We start from the raw sequence: 16,375 nt of genomic DNA on the forward strand, positions 1-16,375 counted from the left end.
TACGAGTTCTTCTCGCGGCCCGAATGGGCTGCGCTGCAAAAGGCCTACGGCCTTCAATTCCGCGCCCAGCGCCAGATGCAGCCGGACTTCATGTATGCAGCGGTCGCCAGCGGCGAGGTCGATGTCATCGCCGGCTACACCAGCGACGGGCTGATCGCGAAATACGAGCTCGTTGCGCTCGATGATCCCAGGCAGGCGATCCCGCCCTACGATGCGATTCTGCTGCTCGCACCGAAACGCGCAGGCGACACACGGTTGCAGGAGGCGCTGAAACCGTTGCTGGGGAAGATCGACATCACCACTATGCGCGAGGCGAATTTGCGCGCGGCCGGTAACGATGCGAATTCGTCGCCGGATGTGGTGGCGAAGTGGCTGTGGGAGAAGGTTGGCAAACCGTAGACCCGGATTTCGTAGGGTGGGCAAAGGCGCGTAAGCGCCGTGCCCACCGTCTCTCGACACGCGCAACGGGATGGTGGGCACGCTTCGCTTTGCCCACCCTACGATCTGGGGAGGCATCGACGCACCAAGGCACCGTCCTCGCAAAACGCGTGAGGCTACAGCCCCCGAATCATCCCCGCATTGATCAGCAGCCGGTTCAGGCGCCGCGCTTCGGCGCCGTCCTTGCAACCGTAGAAGATGCCCTTGCAGCGGAGCATGATGTCTTTCTGCTCGGCGAAGGACGGGTCGAGCGGGATGCCGGCGGCTTCCTGGATCACCAGCGGCAGATACGCGCCGTCGATCGTGTCCATCACGGCCTCGCTCTTCACCGGCTCGAAATTGACGGCGTCGATCGCGTAGTAGGTCGCGTAGAGACGCGGATCGTAGGCGTCGAGTTTCTTGCCGAGCGCGCCCTCGTCGAGCCCGGGCTCGAGCAGGTTCGGCGCAAACTCGGGCTGGTGATCGCCATAGCGCACGATCAGGAAAGGCTCGCCGGGAAAGGTCTTCTTGAGGCCGGCGACGAAAGCCTTGTACTGCTCGGCGCTCATCGCCTGCCGGCGCAGATATTCGTCGATGGAAGCCACATTGCCGGGCGCGCGCCAGTTCGGCAGCAAATCGGGACGGAAGCGCGTCTCCCAGGGGAAATGATTGGCGCCGAGATAGACGAAGGTGAACAGCGGCTTGTTCGGCGTCCGCTCGCCCATCAGCCGGAGTGCCTTGTCGTAGAAGAACGAATCCGGTTCGACGTCCTTGGCGCCGAGATCCTTCGAATCGAGGAAGCGCTCGACGCCGGTCGTCATCTGGAAGCTGCGCGCGCCCATGAAGCCGCCATAGGCGGGATAGAGCGACAGGGTGTCGTAGCCGCAGCGGCGCAGCGCCAGCGGCAGGCCGCGCTCGACGCGGCCTGTCGCGATGCGCGTCACGAAATACGCGAAGCGCCCGAACGAGCGCGAGGAGAGGCCGGCGAGCACGTTGTATTCGGTGAACCAGCTCGGCCCGCCATTGCTCTCGGCCATAAACGTGCGCTGCTTGCCGTCCCACGACTTGAAGTGGTTGCCATAACCCTGTGGCACCTTGATGCCCTGCGCGGCGCGGATGTCGAAGCTCGATTCATCATGGATCATGATGATGTTCGGCCGGCGGCCCGCGGGATGGCAGGCGTCAACCAGCGGCATGTTGAGCCGCTCATTGGTCGAGGCGGCCGATTCCATGAAGCCGTACTGCGCGAAGTCGGACACCGCGCTGACGCCGGAGCGGAAGAACTTCGACAGATAGCCGTCGTCGTAATAGCCGCGCCAGGCCTCATCCGGGTGATAGAGCGAATAGCCGACCAGCGCGGCAAGACAAGCGAGCTTGCAGGCGAGCGCCGGCAGGCGGCGGATGCGGAACGGATCGAGCCACCACAGCGCGTACATCAGCGGCAGCGTGACGAGACCGGCCAGGATCACCGACCAGCGCAAATTCGGGAAGATTGTGAACAGGAACGCGACGGTGTCGCGGTCGATCATCATCAGGTCGATGAAGTTCACCGTCATCTGCACGACGTCGTGCTTCAGCCGCGACAGCAGCACCAGCACGACGACCATGGTCAGCGACAGCGCGCCTGACAGCGCCGGCCGGCGCAGCAGCGTGATCCAGAAGAAATTGAGGATGCCCCAGGCGAGCGCGAAGGAGAGGCGCGAGCCGAAATCGGTCTCGGTCTCGTACATCAGCGCGAGCGCCGCGAGATGCGGCGCGGCGACCGCGAGCAGCCGCCAGATGCCGAGCGCAGCGACGCTCGCCAGCACGGCAGTCGTGGCAGAAGGACCTGGATTGGGCGCGGACGCCATCGACACACGCAACTGCTGGTCCGGCGCGATGATCCTAGCCGTCCGGCCGGCCCGAAGGCGGCTAGGGCATCCGGCGCAGCCGGAAGCCTGCACCGTGTCATAAAACTGTAACGGAACAGTCAAGGACAGGCAACGCGCGCCCGCGATCCAACCTTCTTAATCTTAGCGGCGGGCGAATGTGTCGCGCGGCAAGCAACCCTAGGGCTTGGCGATCCCGGCGATGAACAGGTCGATGACCCCTTCCGCCATCCGCTCGATCTCACCCTCCTCCACGCCCCAGCGCGGAAAGTGGCCATCGAGATTCATCCGGGCAAAGCCGTAGACCAGCGCGCGGCCGGCGATCTGGATCCGCTTGAGGTCGGCCGGCCGCAGCAGGCCCTGCTCCGCCGCCTCGGCCAGTATTCGCTCCGTCAGGGCAATCAGTTCGGCATTGTCGCGCGTCAGCTCCGCGGAGCTGCCATGGGCGAAATAGCGCCCCGTCGAGATGATCTCGAAGTGCGCGGGATTGCGCATCGCCCAGCGCAGATAGGCGAGGCCGAAGGCGCGGAAACGCCCGAGCGGATCGGCGACCGGAGCCTCGCCCATCGCCAGCTCGATCTCGGCACGAAAGCGCCGCTGAGCCTCGCCGGCCACCGCCGCCATCAGGGCATCGCGGTTGGGGAAGTGCCGGAACGGCGCCCCCGGCGATACCGCGGCCCGGCGCGCGGCCTCGCGCACGGAGACCTCGGCCCCTTCAGCCGCCAGTTGCAGTGCGGCATCGATCAACACGCGGCGGAGGTCGCCGTGGTGGTACGACCGGGCTTTGGGTGTTTGGCGGGCGCGCGGCCTGGAGGTCTGACGGGCGGGCATTCGGCCTTCTAGCATCACTCGAAAGTGAATGTAAGCAGCGATTACACCATTGACGGACAAGTCGACTCCAAATGTAATCGATGATTACATAACGGAGGAGACCACCATGTCACAACGTCAAGGCTGGCTCGAAGGCTGGCGGCTGCTGGCTGCCCTCACCCTCACCCTGGTCGTCCTCAGCCTGTGGATCGCCTCGATGCGGCAGTTCGAGGTCGAGGGCGTGCGGATGGTGATCCGCTTCACGGCGCGCAGCTCGCTCACGCTGTTCTGCCTCGCCTTTGGCGCCGCGGCGCTGGCGCGGCTCTGGCCTAACGCATGGACGCGCTGGCAGCGCCGCAACCGCCGCTATCTGGGCTTGAGCTTTGCGGCCTCTCATGCCATCCACGCGGTTGCGATCGTCACGTTCGCCAACATGGATCCGGCCGGCTTTGCGGAAGCGACCTCCGCCGCCTCGTACATCTTCGGCGGCATCGGCTATGCCTTCATCATCGCGATGAGCGCGACCTCCTTCGACCGCACCGCCGCGCTGATCGGGCCGCGCGCCTGGCGCACGCTGCACCTTGTGGGCGGTTACTACCTCTGGTTCCAGTTCATGGTGTCGTTCGGCAAGCGCGTGCCGGCGATGCCGCTCTATGCCGCGTTCCTCGTCCCCCTGCTCGCCGTGATGGCGCTGCGGCTGATCACGATGGCCGCCCATCCACGCGGACGGACGGCCGTGGCGGGCTGAGCGGCCGGTTCAGCTCTGCGGCAGTAGCCCGAGCCGCTTGGCGATAATGCGGTCGACGGCTCGCTTGGGCAGTGTGGCCGTCATGAAGTGCCGCATCTGGTCGGGCGCGATCTGGTAGCGAACCTTGGGCTTTGCAGCCGTGAGCGCCTCGAAGACGACTTCGGCGATCCGCTCGGCCGGCAGCCCGGTCTCACCGAGCTTCATCATGAACGCCATGGCCTTGTTGAGCGCCGGGAGATAGGGCGAGTTCTGATAGACCGACATATCGAACTGCTCGGCCTTGCTCCAGATCGGCGTCTTCACCGCGCCGGGGGCGACGATGATGACATCGATGCCGAACAGCATCAGCTCGCGGCGCAGGCTCTCGGAGAGGCCCTCGATGGCGTGCTTGGAGGTGCAGTAAGGCGCCGACAACGGATTGCCGTTCTTGCCTGCGACCGAGCTGATCATCACGATCCGCCCCTTCGGCCCCTTCAGCGACGGATCTGCGCCAAGCAGCGGCCCGAACGCCTGCGTCGAGATCACCGGGCCGATGACGTTGATGTCCATCTGGCGGCGGAAATCATCCGCCGACATTTCGAGCACGGGGCCAGCGACGGCAACGCCGGCATTGTTGACGAGACCCGCCAGCGTCTCGCCGCCCAGCGCCTCGCGGACTTTTCGCGCAGCAGCGAAGACTGCTGCCTCGTCGGTGACGTCGAACAAAAGCGGCGTGAAGTTGGTGCCGAACTCACCCTTGAGCCGGTCGGCGTCGGCCTGCTTGCGGACGCTGCCGAACACACGATAGCCGCGCCCGACCAGGAATTTAGCAATGGCCCAGCCAATGCCCGTGGACGCGCCGGTGACGACGACAGATCGCATGTGTTTCCCCCTCAAGTTCCCGCAATCATGTAGGAGGAAGGGCGCTGGGGCGCAATGCCGCTCAACTCTCAAGCAGGCGCAGCAGGTGTCGATTCTTAAGAAGAAGTGGCACGCGAACGTCGCGCTGCAAGGATCAGCGCGCGATCAGAATGCGGATGAAGAGCCGAATCTTTGGCCCTGAAGGCGCTAGGATTTTGCGGTTTGAACGCTGGAAGAAACGCAGGAGAAACGATGCGAGACCAAGAATGTGCTTTAAGCGTCAATTCTTCGTCTTGAGCGCAGGCTTCAAACATCGAAGAGTTTGAATGAAGCAACAAAGCTTGAGAGGAGATGCAAACGGCGAGACGTCCACCTCATCGCGGTTCGAATATACCGGACGAGCGCTTAATGATTGGTTTGCTTGCGCTAGTGGACAGGCCCCTGCCCCGCCCGCTCGCGGAGCCGGTAGAATTGGAGCGCAGCCTTCGCGGTATTTGGCTTCAACCGGAGGAAGCTCGCAAAGCATTCGTCCAATCGCTCCTTCCCCTCATGGGCCGGACCAGGCTGAAACGTCAAGATCGCCTTCGTCGTGTCCCAGGACAGACCGATGGCCTTCGCGAGAATGAGAATCTGCTCGGGCTCAGAACGAACCAGCGCGCGCTCGATCGCTCCGATCGGCAGATTGCTCATGAGCGACAGCGCGACGGCGGTCTTGTCGAAGCTTCGCTCGCCGATGAAGCCGAGCACCCGTGCCTCGTCCAGTTGCCCGCTCGAATGCAGGGAGCTCACCTCGGCCAACGCGCGGGCATGCTCGCTCGAGCCTGCCCGCGCCGTCGTCTGAAGCTCATCGGAGCTCTCCGCAATGGCACTCCGGATCAGCGCCGCCTGGCGCGGATCGGCCGCCTCCAGCTTGCGCCTCACCATCTCGGACGCATGGGCGAACAATTTCAGCAAGCTCTCGCGCGGGATATCGGGGCGAGCCCAGATGCACATGGCGAGCGCGCCATTATCCCGGGCCCGGCTGGTGAGCCTGGACATTCCCTGGACCGAGAACCTGGCCCCACCGTTACCGGCTGTCCGCATCGCAACGTCGCTGTTGCCGCGCTCGACCAGGACGTCGGTGACGGGCTCCGTCAACCGGCTGCGGCCGGCGATGGCCAGCAGGTGATCCTGGCTCTTGGTCCGCGCGTTCTCCGCCAAGCTCGCCTCGTCGAGCTGTGGCGAGTGCTCCAGGACCGGCGCCGCCACCTCTGGCGCGTCGTCAAACGCCAGCAAGCGGATCGTCCTGCGCGGCGCGTCAGGCAATCTGGAAAGCCGGCTCCCGAAGGTCGCCCGGGCGGCGCATTCGATATCCTTGAGGAGCGTGCTCATCACCTCATCGAACAGATCGACCTGCTCGTCGGTGAACTTGCCCGAGCCGAGCACGAAGAGATCGGCGACCTGGCGCAGGAGTTCGGCGCGCTTCGACAGCTCCGGGCTCGCCAGCGCGATCTCGAGTTGATCGATCAGGCCGGTCTCCAAATTCATCTCTCTCGACTTTGGGGGTTGAGTTGACTGTGTTCCGACGGAGGTCATGAGATCACGCGACGTTTTGTGCCGGCAACGGCATATCGAAACTGACTTCGGAGTTCGGCACGGGTCGCCCGAACAGATACCCCTGGACGAAGTCCACTCCCGCCGCTCGAAGGGCCTCGAATTGCGCAGGGGTCTCGACCCCCTTGGCGACCGTGGCGACGTCGAGACCGCGCGCCAATGCGACGGCAGAGGCGACGACCGCCGCGCAGTCCTTTCGCGTTGCGCAGCCCTGAGCGATCGTCCGGTCGATCTTGAGCTTGTCGAACGGGAAGCTCTGGAGGTAGCTCCCCGCGGAATAACCCACGCCGCAATTGTCGAGGACGACGCCGACGCCAAGGTTCTTCAGTTGCCGGACCGTGAGCAGGTGAGCCGGCAGATTCCCCTCCAGGAGCGCAACGTCCGGTATTTCGAGCTCAAGGCGCTCCGGCGACAACCCCGACTCGACCAGCGCGCACAGGACGACGTCGAGCACGTTGCTCCTGTGGAACTGGGCGGCGCTCACGTTGACGGCGACCCTGATGTGCGCCGGCCAGGCAGCCGCGTCCAGGCAGGCCTGTCGCAATATCCATTCACCCAGCGGCACCATCAGTCCGGCCTGCTCGGCGACATCAAGGAACTGCAAAGGCGCCAGCACGCCCTTCGACGGGTGATGCCAGCGCACGAAACATTCCAGCCCCGTCATCGTGCGCGTCCTGGCGTCGATCACCGGCTGGTAGTGCAGCTCGAACTCGTTGCGGGCCATCGCTTCCCGCAGTTCGCCTTCCATCGACTTCTGTGTGTCGGCAGCCTGCGTCATTTCGGGCTGGAAGATGCGGAAATCGTTTCGGCCCGCAGATTTCGTCACGTAGAGCGCGACATCCGCCTTCTGCAGCAACGTCTCGGCGTCGGCGCCGTGCTCCGGCGCGAAGGCGATGCCGACGCTGGTGCCGACGCTGACGCGATGGCCGCCAAGATCGAAGGGTTGCTCGATCAGGCCGATGATCCTCAGAGCGAGAGCAATCGCGCCCTCGCTCTGATTTTTTTCGTTCTCCTGGATGATCGCGAATTCGTCGCCGCCGAGCCGCGCCAGCACATCGGTATCCCGCAACGATGAACTCAGCCGCCGCGCCACCTCGACGAGCAGCTGGTCGCCCGCGGCGTGACCGAGCGTATCGTTGACGGCCTTGAACCTGTCGAGATCCAGCATCAGCACGGTGAATGTCGTGCCATGACGCTGCGACCGCTTTGCAGCATCGTCGAGCTTTTCGGAGAACACGGCGCGGTTCGCAAGACCCGTGAGCAGATCGTGCTGCGCCAGATAGGCGATACGCTTCTCGTTTCTCGCTCGATCGGTAATATCCTCGTGGGTCGTGAGCCAGCCGCCATCCTGCATCATGTGGCGCGCAATCGCGACCACCCTGCCGTCGGCGAGTTCCCGGATCTCGCTCAGCTGCTTCACGTTCTGGCTGAGATAGACGTCCGGCGCGACGTCGGCAAAATACGTCCCTTTTTCGCGGCGATATTCGAGAATCTGCGCCAGCGAAGTACCTGGCCCGATCTGATCGCCGCCCAGATGATAAATTTCGGCATAGCGCGCGTTTGAGACCACGATCCTCTGGTCCGCATCGAACATGCAGAGCCCCTGGGACATGTTGTTGAGGGCCGCATCGAAGCGCGTATTGATCGCCTCCAGCTCCGCTGCCTTCTGGGCCAGCATCTGCTCGCCGCGCTTTTGCTCGGTGACGTCTTCGTGGGTCGCGACCCAGCCACCATCCGGCAGCGGCTTGCGCTGGATCAGGATCTGGCGCTGGTCTTTCAACGCGTAGTCCTGCTGCCGCTGGGTCGGCATGAGCTGGACATGCTGGTCGACCGTCAGGGAGCTCGTTTCGCCGCGATCCGCATAATATTGCAATATCCGTTGCAGCGGCGTGCCTGGCCGCACCAGCTCATCCGGCAGATCGTACATCTGCTGATAGCGGCTGTTGGAGACGACCAGGTTCTTGTCGGCATCAAACAGGCACAGACCCTGATGCATGTTGCTGATTGCGACATCGAACCGCGTGTTGATGAGCTTCAGCTCGGCGGCATTTTCGGCCAGCAGGATCTCGTCTCGCCGCCTCTCGGTGATGTCCTGATGGGTCGCGACCCAACCGCCGTCGGCCATGGGCGTGCGCAGGATCGAGATGATCCGGCCGTTGCCAAGCGTGAAGATTCGTTGCGCCCGGTGCTTTGCCCCCTCGAGGAATTCCTCCGCATCGAGGTCGGCTCCCGTCGCCTTGTAGTGGCCGACGATGCTGCTGAGAAGCGTTCCAGGTTCGACCTGCGCCTCCGTGAGATCGTACATCTCGCGGTAACGGCTGTTGGCGACCAATAGCCTCTCGTCGGCGTCAAACATGCTGAGCCCATGCGGCATGTTGCTCAACGCGGCATCGAACCGGGCACTCGCAGCAGCAAGCGCATTCGTTTGCCGCCGCAGCAGGAATGTGCCGATCAGAATAATGGTGACGATCGCGGCGGCCAGCGGGCCGAAGGTGTAGAGATGGCGGTACCATGGCTGCAACGCGTAACTGCGCGTGTAGGTCACGACCATGACCAACGGCAGGCCGGGCACGGCCTTGTAGCCAGCAATGCGCGCGACGCCATCGATGGGGCTCGTGAGCTCGTATGAGCCCACCTCGGAGACCGGCAGATACTTGGTAAACAGCGGGCCGCCGGCGACCGACTTGCCCAGGACATCCTTCTGTTCCGGTACGCGCGCGAGGACCCGTCCGGTGCGATGGAGCAGGACCACCGAGCCGTCCGGGCCCAGGTCGATCTTGCGATAGATCTTCAGCAGAAAGGAYTGATCCAGCGGCGCAGTAACGATGCCGGCAAAGCTCCCATCCGAGTTGTTCAACCGGCGTGACGCCGCACTGAACCATTTGTCGCCGCCCGCCGAGCGATAGGGTGGCGCAACGAACAGTCCGGTACCGGCGCCGTCGCGTTGCGCGATGAAGTGCGACATGTCGGAGATGTTGCTGCGCGGCAGCGCGTGATCATAGGAATGCGCAACGACAGCGCCGGACGCATCGGTCCAGCCGACCGCGACGAGAATCGACGAGCTCCTGACCAGTTGACGTAGCGCGATATTGGCCGCGCCGGGATCGGCGTATTTTCCGGACAAAGCGTCCTTGCGGATCGCCTGCGCCTCAAGCAGCACGCGATCGATGTCTTCGAACGTCACCGCGGCATGCTCGGCCAGAATGGCCGAGAGATTGAGCGCGTCGGTTTTCGCAGATCCGACTGCATCTCGATAGCGGATGCCCAGATCAACGAGGAACAGAGCGACGACAACGAGCGAAAACACGACGCCCAGGATCGTGACGGACGATCCCGGCGATCCGGCCAGCCTTCGCCAAGCGTTCAGCATTGTCCATCTGTGGTACGAGCAATAGCTCACCCTCGCCCGGCCGCGCTAAGATTTGGTTGATCTGCCCATCGCAATTCGATCCCGTAGTCGTACGGAAATCAGGTCAGTAATGGTGTCCTAATACTTGGGGGYGCAAAAAAACAGCCGATGCTGCTGTAAAACCGAAGCCGGTTTGGGCCYGAGCTTCGCGCGACACGGGGGGCGGCGCGCACGATCAGCGAGCTCACACCGGCGCGAGGCGGACATCGCCTCCCCGCGTCATTCCCAGGGCTGGCGTCCGTGCAAACCCGGGAAACTCATGAACAAGGATCGAGGTCCGGGGGCGCGATTTCGTCGCGCCCCCGGAATGACGGTGCTTAGTTCTTGCTCTTGTCGACCAGCGCGCCCTTCTTGATCCAGGGCATCATGTCGCGCAGTTTGGCGCCGACTTCCTCGATCGGATGCTGGGCGAGCTTGGCGCGCGTCGCCTTGAACGAGGTCTGGTTGACCTTGTTCTCGAGCATCCAGTCGCGGGCGAACTTGCCGCCCTGGATGTCGGCGAGAACGCGCTTCATCTCGGCCTTGGTCTCGGCGGTGACGATGCGCGGACCGGTGACGTATTCGCCATACTCGGCGGTGTTGGAGATCGAGTAGTTCATGTTGGCGATGCCGCCTTCATAGATCAGGTCGACGATCAGCTTCACTTCGTGCAGGCACTCGAAATAGGCCATCTCCGGGGCGTAGCCGGCTTCGACCAGCGTCTCGTAGCCGCCCTTGATCAGCTCGACCAGGCCGCCGCAAAGCACGACCTGCTCGCCGAACAGGTCGGTCTCGCACTCTTCCTTGAAGGTGGTCTCGATGATGCCGGCGCGGCCGCCACCGATGGCGGAGGCGTAGGACAGGCCGAGGTCATGGGCGTTGCCCGAGACGTCCTTGGCGATCGCGATCAGGCAGGGCACGCCGCCGCCGCGCTGATACTCCGAGCGCACGGTATGGCCGGGGCCCTTCGGCGCGATCATCAGCACGTCGAGGTCGGCGCGCGGGTCGAGAAGGTTGAAGTGGACGTTGAGGCCGTGCGCGAAGACGAGGGCGGCGCCCTTCTTCATGTTGTCGTGCAGGTGCTCGCGGTAGATGTCGCCCTGGAGCTCGTCCGGGGTCAGCATCATGACGAGGTCGGCCCATTTGGCGGCTTCGGCGACTTCCATCACCTTGAAGCCGGCGGCTTCCGCCTTCTTCGCCGAGGCCGAGCCCTTGCGCAGCGCAATGGCGACTTCCTTGACGCCGGAATCCTTCAGGTTCAGCGCGTGGGCGTGGCCCTGGCTGCCATAGCCGACGATGACGACCTTCTTGCCCTTGATCAGGTTCAGGTCGGCGTCGCGATCGTAATAAACACGCATAGTCGTTTCCTCATTCAGGGCCAGAATCGGCCAAAGCTCAGTGTCCGAAGGGTGAAATTTGCGGATTTCGGGGGCTGTCTAGAGCATTTTCAGCCCCTAGGGAAACCCGTTTCTGCATGGAAATCCGCGACATCATGCATCCATGAAAACGGGGTAGAGGGWGGCGAGCAGCAGGAGTGCCATCACGACGTTGAAAGCCCGGACCAGCCGCTCGGAGGTCAGGACCGGCCGCAGCGCAGTCCCGAACAGGGCCCAGACCACGGTTGAGACCGTGCCGACGAGCAGGCTGATCAGGGTCTGGATCGCGATGTTGACGGGAAACTGGGCAATCGCCGCATAGGCGGTGATGGTGCCGATCACGATCACCCAGCCCTTGGCGTTGATCCACTGGAACATGGCCGCACCCCAGAAGGTCATCGGGCCGCGGCCGCTCTCGCCGTCCGGCGTGGTCGGGCCGGACATGGCGATCACGGCAGCAAGATAGACGAGGTAGACCGCACCGGCATATTTCAGGATGGTCTGGAGGATCGGATAGGCCAGGAACACGGTCCCTAGCCCGAGGCCCACCGCGGCGACCATGAAGGCAAAGCCGATGACGATGCCGGCGATGTGGGGGATGGTGCGCCGGAAGCCATAGGTCAGGCCCGACGCCAGCAGCATGATGTTGTTCGGCCCGGGGGTGAAGTACATCACCACCATGAAGGCGAGGAAGGCATAGAACAGCGAGTAAGCCATATTCACCTCACGCGATCTTCGGCAGGACTTGCGGGCGCTTCGCCAGCACCATCACCGCGATACCGCCGATCACGGTCAGCATGCCGGCGAGCCTCAGGGGTCCGAAGCGTTCGCCGAACACGATGCTGGAGGCGGCCGAGCCGACGAACGGCACCAGCAGAGCGAACGGCACCACTTGGGCAGCGGGATAGTCACGCAGCAGCCGGCCCCACAGCCAATAGGCGATGCTGGTGGAGATGGCGCCGATCATCAGCAGGCAGACGAGACCGGTCAGCGACATGTGGATCAGGGACTGGAAGGTCGGCGCCGGCCCGTTGACGACGAGCGAGAGGGCGAGCAACGGGACCGCAGTGGCGAGACAAAGCCAGGCAAACAGGTCGAACATCGGCACGCCGCGCGCGCCGCGCAGCAGAATGTTTCCGACGGCAAAGCTGACCGGCGCGATCATCAGCACCGCGAAGGCACCCACGCTGAAATCGTAGCCGACGGTGCCGCAGATCATCAGCAGCCCGGCTGCGGCGATGACGATGCCGAGGGTCTGCATCGGCGTCGGCCGCTCGCCGAAGGCGATCGCGGCAAAGCCGATCGTGAACAGCGCCTGACTCTGCACGACGACGGAGGTCAGCCCCACCGGCACGCCATGGGCGATGCCATAGGCCTGGCTCAGGAACTGGCCGAGAAACAGCGTGAAGCTGATCGCGATCAGCAGCGACCAGGCGACCTTCGGCTTGGGAATGAACAGGCACGGCACCGCGGCAATGGTGAAGCGCATCGCCGTCATCAGCTCCGGCGAAAACTCGTCGAGTGCGATCCGGCTCGCCACGAAGGCAAGCCCCCAGATGATCGCCACCAGGAGGGCGATGAGGATGTCGGCCGGCTTCATTGTTGTTTCCGGTTCTGCCCTGTCGTGCAGCCCTGTTTCTTGTTCTGGTCTAGCCTTGCTCGCCGGCTTTCGGTTTCCGCAGCAGATAAGTGCCGTGCATCGGCGCGTGATAGTCGGCCGAGACCAGCGTGAAGCCGACGTCGGTCAGCATCCGCTCCATCACCCAGCCGAAGGTGGAATATTCGTCGCGCATATGCGTGACCACGCCCTCGCGGGAGAAATCGTGGTTCTTGATCTGGAATTCTGCCCACTGCTCGACGTCGCGCTCGACCGCGTCGGGCATCGAGGCATAAACGATGTCGCGCAGATAGAAGCTCGCCCCCGGCTTCAGCGCGCGAAAGATCCGCGACATCGCCACCACTTTCCAGAAATCAGGCAGATGATGCAGCGTGAACTCGCTGACGATCAGATCGTAGGATTCCGGCCGGTAGGCGAAGCTGAGCAGGCCGGCCGATTGCGTGCGCACGGGCGCCTTGCGGTCGCGCGCATAGATCTCGGCGAGCGCCAGCATCGCGGGCGAAATGTCGATGGCGTCGACCTCGGCGCCCATCAGCGCAGCTTCGGTGGCGAGCACGCCGTTTCCGCAGCCGATGTCGGCGATGCGCCAGCCGCGCTGGACACCGAGCATTTTCAGGGCGGCGCGCGCCCGCAGATCGGCATCGTCGTGGCTGTCGTAGATCGACGCCACCGCGGGCTCGATGCCCATCCGGTTCCGCTCATTGTAGTACCAGTCGCGCGCCAGCATGGTTCACATCCCTTCAGGCCCGCGGCCGATCGCGGCAACGCCCGTGCGCGACACCTCGACAAGGCCGAGCGGGCGCATCAGATCGATATATTGATTGATCTTGTCCGTATTGCCTGTGATCTCGAACACAAAGCTCTCGGTGGTGGCGTCGATCACGCGGGCGCGGAACGCATCCGCCAGCCTGAGCGCCTCGACCCGGTGCTCGCCCTGCCCACGCACCTTCACCATCGCGAGCTCGCGCTCGATCGAGCGCTTGGTCTGGGTCATGTCGACGACGCGGTAGACCGGGATCATGCGGTCGAGCTGGTGCTTGATCTGCTCGATCACCATCGGCGTGCCGGTGGTGACGATGGTGATGCGCGACAGATGCTTCTGCGCCTCGGTCTCCGAGACCGTGAGGCTCTCGATGTTGTAGCCGCGCCCGGAGAACAGGCCGATGACGCGCGCGAGCACGCCGGGCTCGTTCTGCACGAGCACCGAAAGCGTATGCGTCTCGTTGGGATCGTGGCGATCCTCGATGAAATAGGCGGATGCGGGCTGGTTCATTGTCGTCCCCTCTATTCTTTCTTGTCATGCCCCGCGAAGGCGGGGCATCCAGCAGTCACCGGCATAGTGAGTCTCACATCTGCCGCGGCGTACTGGATCGTCCGGTCAAGCCGGACGATGACGGTGGTGCAATTGGCGAGCGCTCGCGCAATCATGCGACCACCCATCGCTTGAACAGATCGAAATCGATATTGCCGCCGGACAGCACGAGACCGACGCGCTTGCCTGACAGTTTTGTCTTTTCCTGAAGGGCCGCAGCGAGCGCGGCGGCACCGGCGCCTTCGGCGAGATTGTGCGTGTCGGTCCAGTAGGCGCGGATCGCCGCGGCGACCTCGTCGTCGCTCACCTGCACGATGCGCGAGGCGCCCTTGCGGATCAGGGCCAGCGCGTCCGCGTCGGGAATGCGCGTCGCCATGCCGTCGGCAAGCGTGTTGCTGGTCTCGGTGGTCACGATCTTGCCGGCCGAGAACGACAGCGCATAGGACGGCGCTTCGGTCGACTGCACGCCGACGACCTCGGTCTTCAGGCCCAGGAGGTCGCGTGCCATGATGCAGCCGGAGATTCCGGAGCCCTGCCCGATCGGCACATAGAGAACATCGAGATCTGGCGCCGTCCGGAACAGTTCGAGCGCATAGGTGGCGACGCCGAGCACGAGATCCGGATGGAACGACGGCACCATGTGCAAGCCGGTAAATTGGGCGCGCCGCTGGGCCTCTTCCGCGGCCGCCTGAAAGTCCTCGCCATGCTCGACGAGCTCGGCGCCGAACGCCTTCATGGCGCGGTTCTTCTCGACCGAGTTGCCGCGGGGCACGTAGATCACGGCGGGCACGCCGTGGCGGCTCGCGGCGAACGCGAGGCTCTGGCCGTGATTGCCGCGCGTCGCCGAGATGATGCCCGGCGTCTTCGGCCGCTCACGCTTGAGCCGATCGAGATAGACGAGACCGCCGCGCACCTTGAAGGCCCCGATCGGCGTGTGGTTTTCGTGCTTGACGACAACGTCGGTGCCGAGGCGCTCAGCGAGCAGCGGCCAGGCATGCGCCGGCGTGGCCGGCACCGCCTGCCGCACGATGTCGTGTGCACGCTCGAGTTCCGTCAGGTCGAACATGACGTCACACCAGCGCCTTGCCGCCCGCGAACGCCTTGGCCGTCGCCTCGTCGTTCGCCTGCTCCGGCAACAGCATCTCGTTGTGCGCCTTGCCGGAGGGGATCATCGGGAAGCAGTTTTCGAGCGCCGCGACGCGGCAGTCGAACAGCACCGGACGCTTGACCGAGATCATCTCCTGGATGGCGCCGTCGAGATCTGAAGGCTTGTGCACCTGGATGCCGACGCCGCCATAGGCTTCCGCGAGCTTGACGAAATCCGGCAGCGCCTCCGAGTAGGAGTGCGACAGGCGGTTGCCGTGCAGCAGCTGCTGCCACTGCCGCACCATGCCCATGTACTGGTTGTTGAGGATGAAGATCTTGATCGGCAGTTCGTACTGGACCGCCGTCGACATCTCCTGGATCGTCATCTGCACCGAGGCATCGCCGGCGATGTCGATGACGAGGCTGTCCGGGTGCGCCACCTGCACGCCGACCGCCGCGGGCAGGCCGTAGCCCATGGTGCCGAGCCCGCCTGACGTCATCCAGCGATGCGGCTCCTCGAAGCCGTAGAACTGCGCCGCCCACATCTGGTGCTGGCCGACCTCGGTCGTGATGTAGGTATCCCGGCCCCGCGTCGCCTCGAACAGACTCTGGATCGCGTGCTGCGGCAGGATGACGTCGTTGCTCTTCCTGTAATAGAGCGAGTTGCGGGCGCGCCACTGCGCGATCTGCTGCCACCACGCCTTGATGTCGGGCTTCTTCGACTCCGCCTTGAACACCTGGAGGATGTCGCCGAGGATGTTGCCGCAATCGCCGATGATCGGCACGTCGACCCGGATGTTCTTGTTGATCGATGACGGGTCGATGTCGATGTGGATCTTCTTCGAGCCCGGCGAGAACGCATCGACACGGCCGGTGATGCGGTCGTCGAAGCGCGCGCCGACGCACAGCATGACGTCGCAATCATGCATCGTCATGTTGGCCTCATAGGTGCCGTGCATGCCGAGCATGCCGAGCCAGTTCTTGCCCGACGCCGGGTACGCGCCGAGGCCCATCAGCGTGGAGGTGATCGGAAAACCGGTGACCTCGACCAGCTCGCGCAGCAGCTTGGTCGCTTCAGGGCCGGAATTGATCACGCCGYCGCCGCTGTAGATCACGGGACGCTTGGCGTTCGCGAGCAGCGAGACGGCCTTGCGGATCTGCGTCGCATCACCCTTCACGCGCGGCGCGTAGGAGCGGTGCACGTCGGACTTGCGCGGCGGRTGATAGGTGCCGGTCGCGAACTGCACGTCCTTGGGCACGTCGACCAGCACCGGGCCCGGACGGCCCGTGGTCGCAACGTAGAACGCTTCGTGCAGCAC

General features: G+C 64.1%; 14 protein-coding genes. 2 read left to right on the plus strand and 12 right to left on the minus strand.

Features of this window, described 5'->3' with window-relative positions:
* On the plus strand, positions 1-399 hold a 399-nt coding region (locus AC1D00_RS04060; RefSeq protein WP_477009758.1), incomplete at its 5' end, for a glycine betaine ABC transporter substrate-binding protein.
* Positions 400-554: 155 nt separating this feature from the next.
* Here the strand turns inward: AC1D00_RS04060 and AC1D00_RS04065 are convergent.
* Together AC1D00_RS04065 and AC1D00_RS04070 are read right to left on the minus strand one after the other, a co-directional pair.
* Positions 555-2,267, minus strand: a complete 1,713-nt coding sequence (locus AC1D00_RS04065; RefSeq protein WP_135175935.1) for a sulfatase-like hydrolase/transferase — start codon at positions 2,265-2,267, stop codon at positions 555-557.
* A 198-nt stretch (positions 2,268-2,465) separates the two neighbouring features.
* Entirely contained in the window at positions 2,466-3,035 is a 570-nt protein-coding gene (locus AC1D00_RS04070; protein WP_477009759.1) for a TetR/AcrR family transcriptional regulator, read from the minus strand.
* A 187-nt stretch (positions 3,036-3,222) separates the two neighbouring features.
* Here AC1D00_RS04070 and AC1D00_RS04075 point away from each other — a divergent pair, with 187 nt between their 5' ends.
* Positions 3,223-3,843, plus strand: a complete 621-nt coding sequence (locus AC1D00_RS04075) for a hypothetical protein (protein ID WP_477009760.1) — start codon at positions 3,223-3,225, stop codon at positions 3,841-3,843.
* 9 nt (positions 3,844-3,852) lie between these two features.
* Here AC1D00_RS04075 and AC1D00_RS04080 read toward each other — a convergent pair whose 3' ends face one another.
* From AC1D00_RS04080 to ilvB, 10 genes are all read right to left on the minus strand, one after another.
* A complete protein-coding gene (locus AC1D00_RS04080; protein WP_477009761.1) occupies positions 3,853-4,704 on the minus strand; it encodes an SDR family oxidoreductase in 852 nt (283 codons plus the stop codon).
* A 405-nt stretch (positions 4,705-5,109) separates the two neighbouring features.
* Entirely contained in the window at positions 5,110-6,210 is a 1,101-nt protein-coding gene (locus tag AC1D00_RS04085) for a DUF2336 domain-containing protein (protein ID WP_477009762.1), read from the minus strand.
* 52 nt (positions 6,211-6,262) lie between these two features.
* On the minus strand, positions 6,263-9,646 hold the full coding sequence (locus AC1D00_RS04090; protein ID WP_477009763.1) for a bifunctional diguanylate cyclase/phosphodiesterase: 3,384 nt from the start codon (positions 9,644-9,646) through the stop codon (positions 6,263-6,265).
* 356 nt (positions 9,647-10,002) lie between these two features.
* Complete coding sequence (gene ilvC / locus AC1D00_RS04095; RefSeq protein ID WP_027544763.1) at positions 10,003-11,022, minus strand: ketol-acid reductoisomerase; 1,020 nt, start codon at positions 11,020-11,022, stop codon at positions 10,003-10,005.
* Positions 11,023-11,154: 132 nt separating this feature from the next.
* Positions 11,155-11,757 carry a LysE family translocator gene (locus AC1D00_RS04100; RefSeq protein ID WP_477009764.1) on the minus strand — a complete coding sequence of 201 codons (603 nt, stop codon included), beginning with the start codon at positions 11,755-11,757 and terminating at the stop codon, positions 11,155-11,157.
* Positions 11,758-11,764: 7 nt separating this feature from the next.
* Positions 11,765-12,640 (minus strand): EamA family transporter, encoded by an 876-nt coding sequence (locus AC1D00_RS04105; RefSeq protein ID WP_135175929.1) that lies wholly within the window; start codon positions 12,638-12,640, stop codon positions 11,765-11,767.
* A 49-nt stretch (positions 12,641-12,689) separates the two neighbouring features.
* Complete coding sequence (locus AC1D00_RS04110; protein ID WP_027544760.1) at positions 12,690-13,385, minus strand: class I SAM-dependent methyltransferase; 696 nt, start codon at positions 13,383-13,385, stop codon at positions 12,690-12,692.
* A 3-nt stretch (positions 13,386-13,388) separates the two neighbouring features.
* On the minus strand, positions 13,389-13,931 hold the full coding sequence (gene ilvN / locus AC1D00_RS04115) for an acetolactate synthase small subunit (RefSeq protein ID WP_011089241.1): 543 nt from the start codon (positions 13,929-13,931) through the stop codon (positions 13,389-13,391).
* A 151-nt stretch (positions 13,932-14,082) separates the two neighbouring features.
* Positions 14,083-15,036, minus strand: coding sequence for a threonine dehydratase (locus AC1D00_RS04120; protein ID WP_404553766.1), 954 nt, complete (start codon positions 15,034-15,036; stop codon positions 14,083-14,085).
* A 4-nt stretch (positions 15,037-15,040) separates the two neighbouring features.
* Positions 15,041-16,375 (minus strand): biosynthetic-type acetolactate synthase large subunit (gene ilvB, locus AC1D00_RS04125; protein ID WP_477009765.1); only part of this gene is annotated, 1,335 nt, incomplete at its 5' end.

It is taken from the genome of Bradyrhizobium sp. P2_E8, from assembly GCF_056403875.1.

Bases quoted from the DNA above. Each gene is read 5' to 3' on its own strand.
- AC1D00_RS04105 (WP_135175929.1), bottom strand. From the start codon at position 12,640: ATGAAGCCGGCCGACATCCTCATCGCCCTCCTGGTGGCGATCATCTGG.
- AC1D00_RS04065 (WP_135175935.1), bottom strand. From the start codon at position 2,267: ATGGCGTCCGCGCCCAATCCAGGTCCTTCTGCCACGACTGCCGTGCTG.
- ilvC (WP_027544763.1), bottom strand. From the start codon at position 11,022: ATGCGTGTTTATTACGATCGCGACGCCGACCTGAACCTGATCAAGGGC.
- AC1D00_RS04075 (WP_477009760.1), top strand. From the start codon at position 3,223: ATGTCACAACGTCAAGGCTGGCTCGAAGGCTGGCGGCTGCTGGCTGCC.
- ilvN (WP_011089241.1), bottom strand. From the start codon at position 13,931: ATGAACCAGCCCGCATCCGCCTATTTCATCGAGGATCGCCACGATCCC.
- AC1D00_RS04080 (WP_477009761.1), bottom strand. From the start codon at position 4,704: ATGCGATCTGTCGTCGTCACCGGCGCGTCCACGGGCATTGGCTGGGCC.
- AC1D00_RS04085 (WP_477009762.1), bottom strand. From the start codon at position 6,210: ATGAATTTGGAGACCGGCCTGATCGATCAACTCGAGATCGCGCTGGCG.
- AC1D00_RS04120 (WP_404553766.1), bottom strand. From the start codon at position 15,036: ATGTTCGACCTGACGGAACTCGAGCGTGCACACGACATCGTGCGGCAG.
- AC1D00_RS04110 (WP_027544760.1), bottom strand. From the start codon at position 13,385: ATGCTGGCGCGCGACTGGTACTACAATGAGCGGAACCGGATGGGCATC.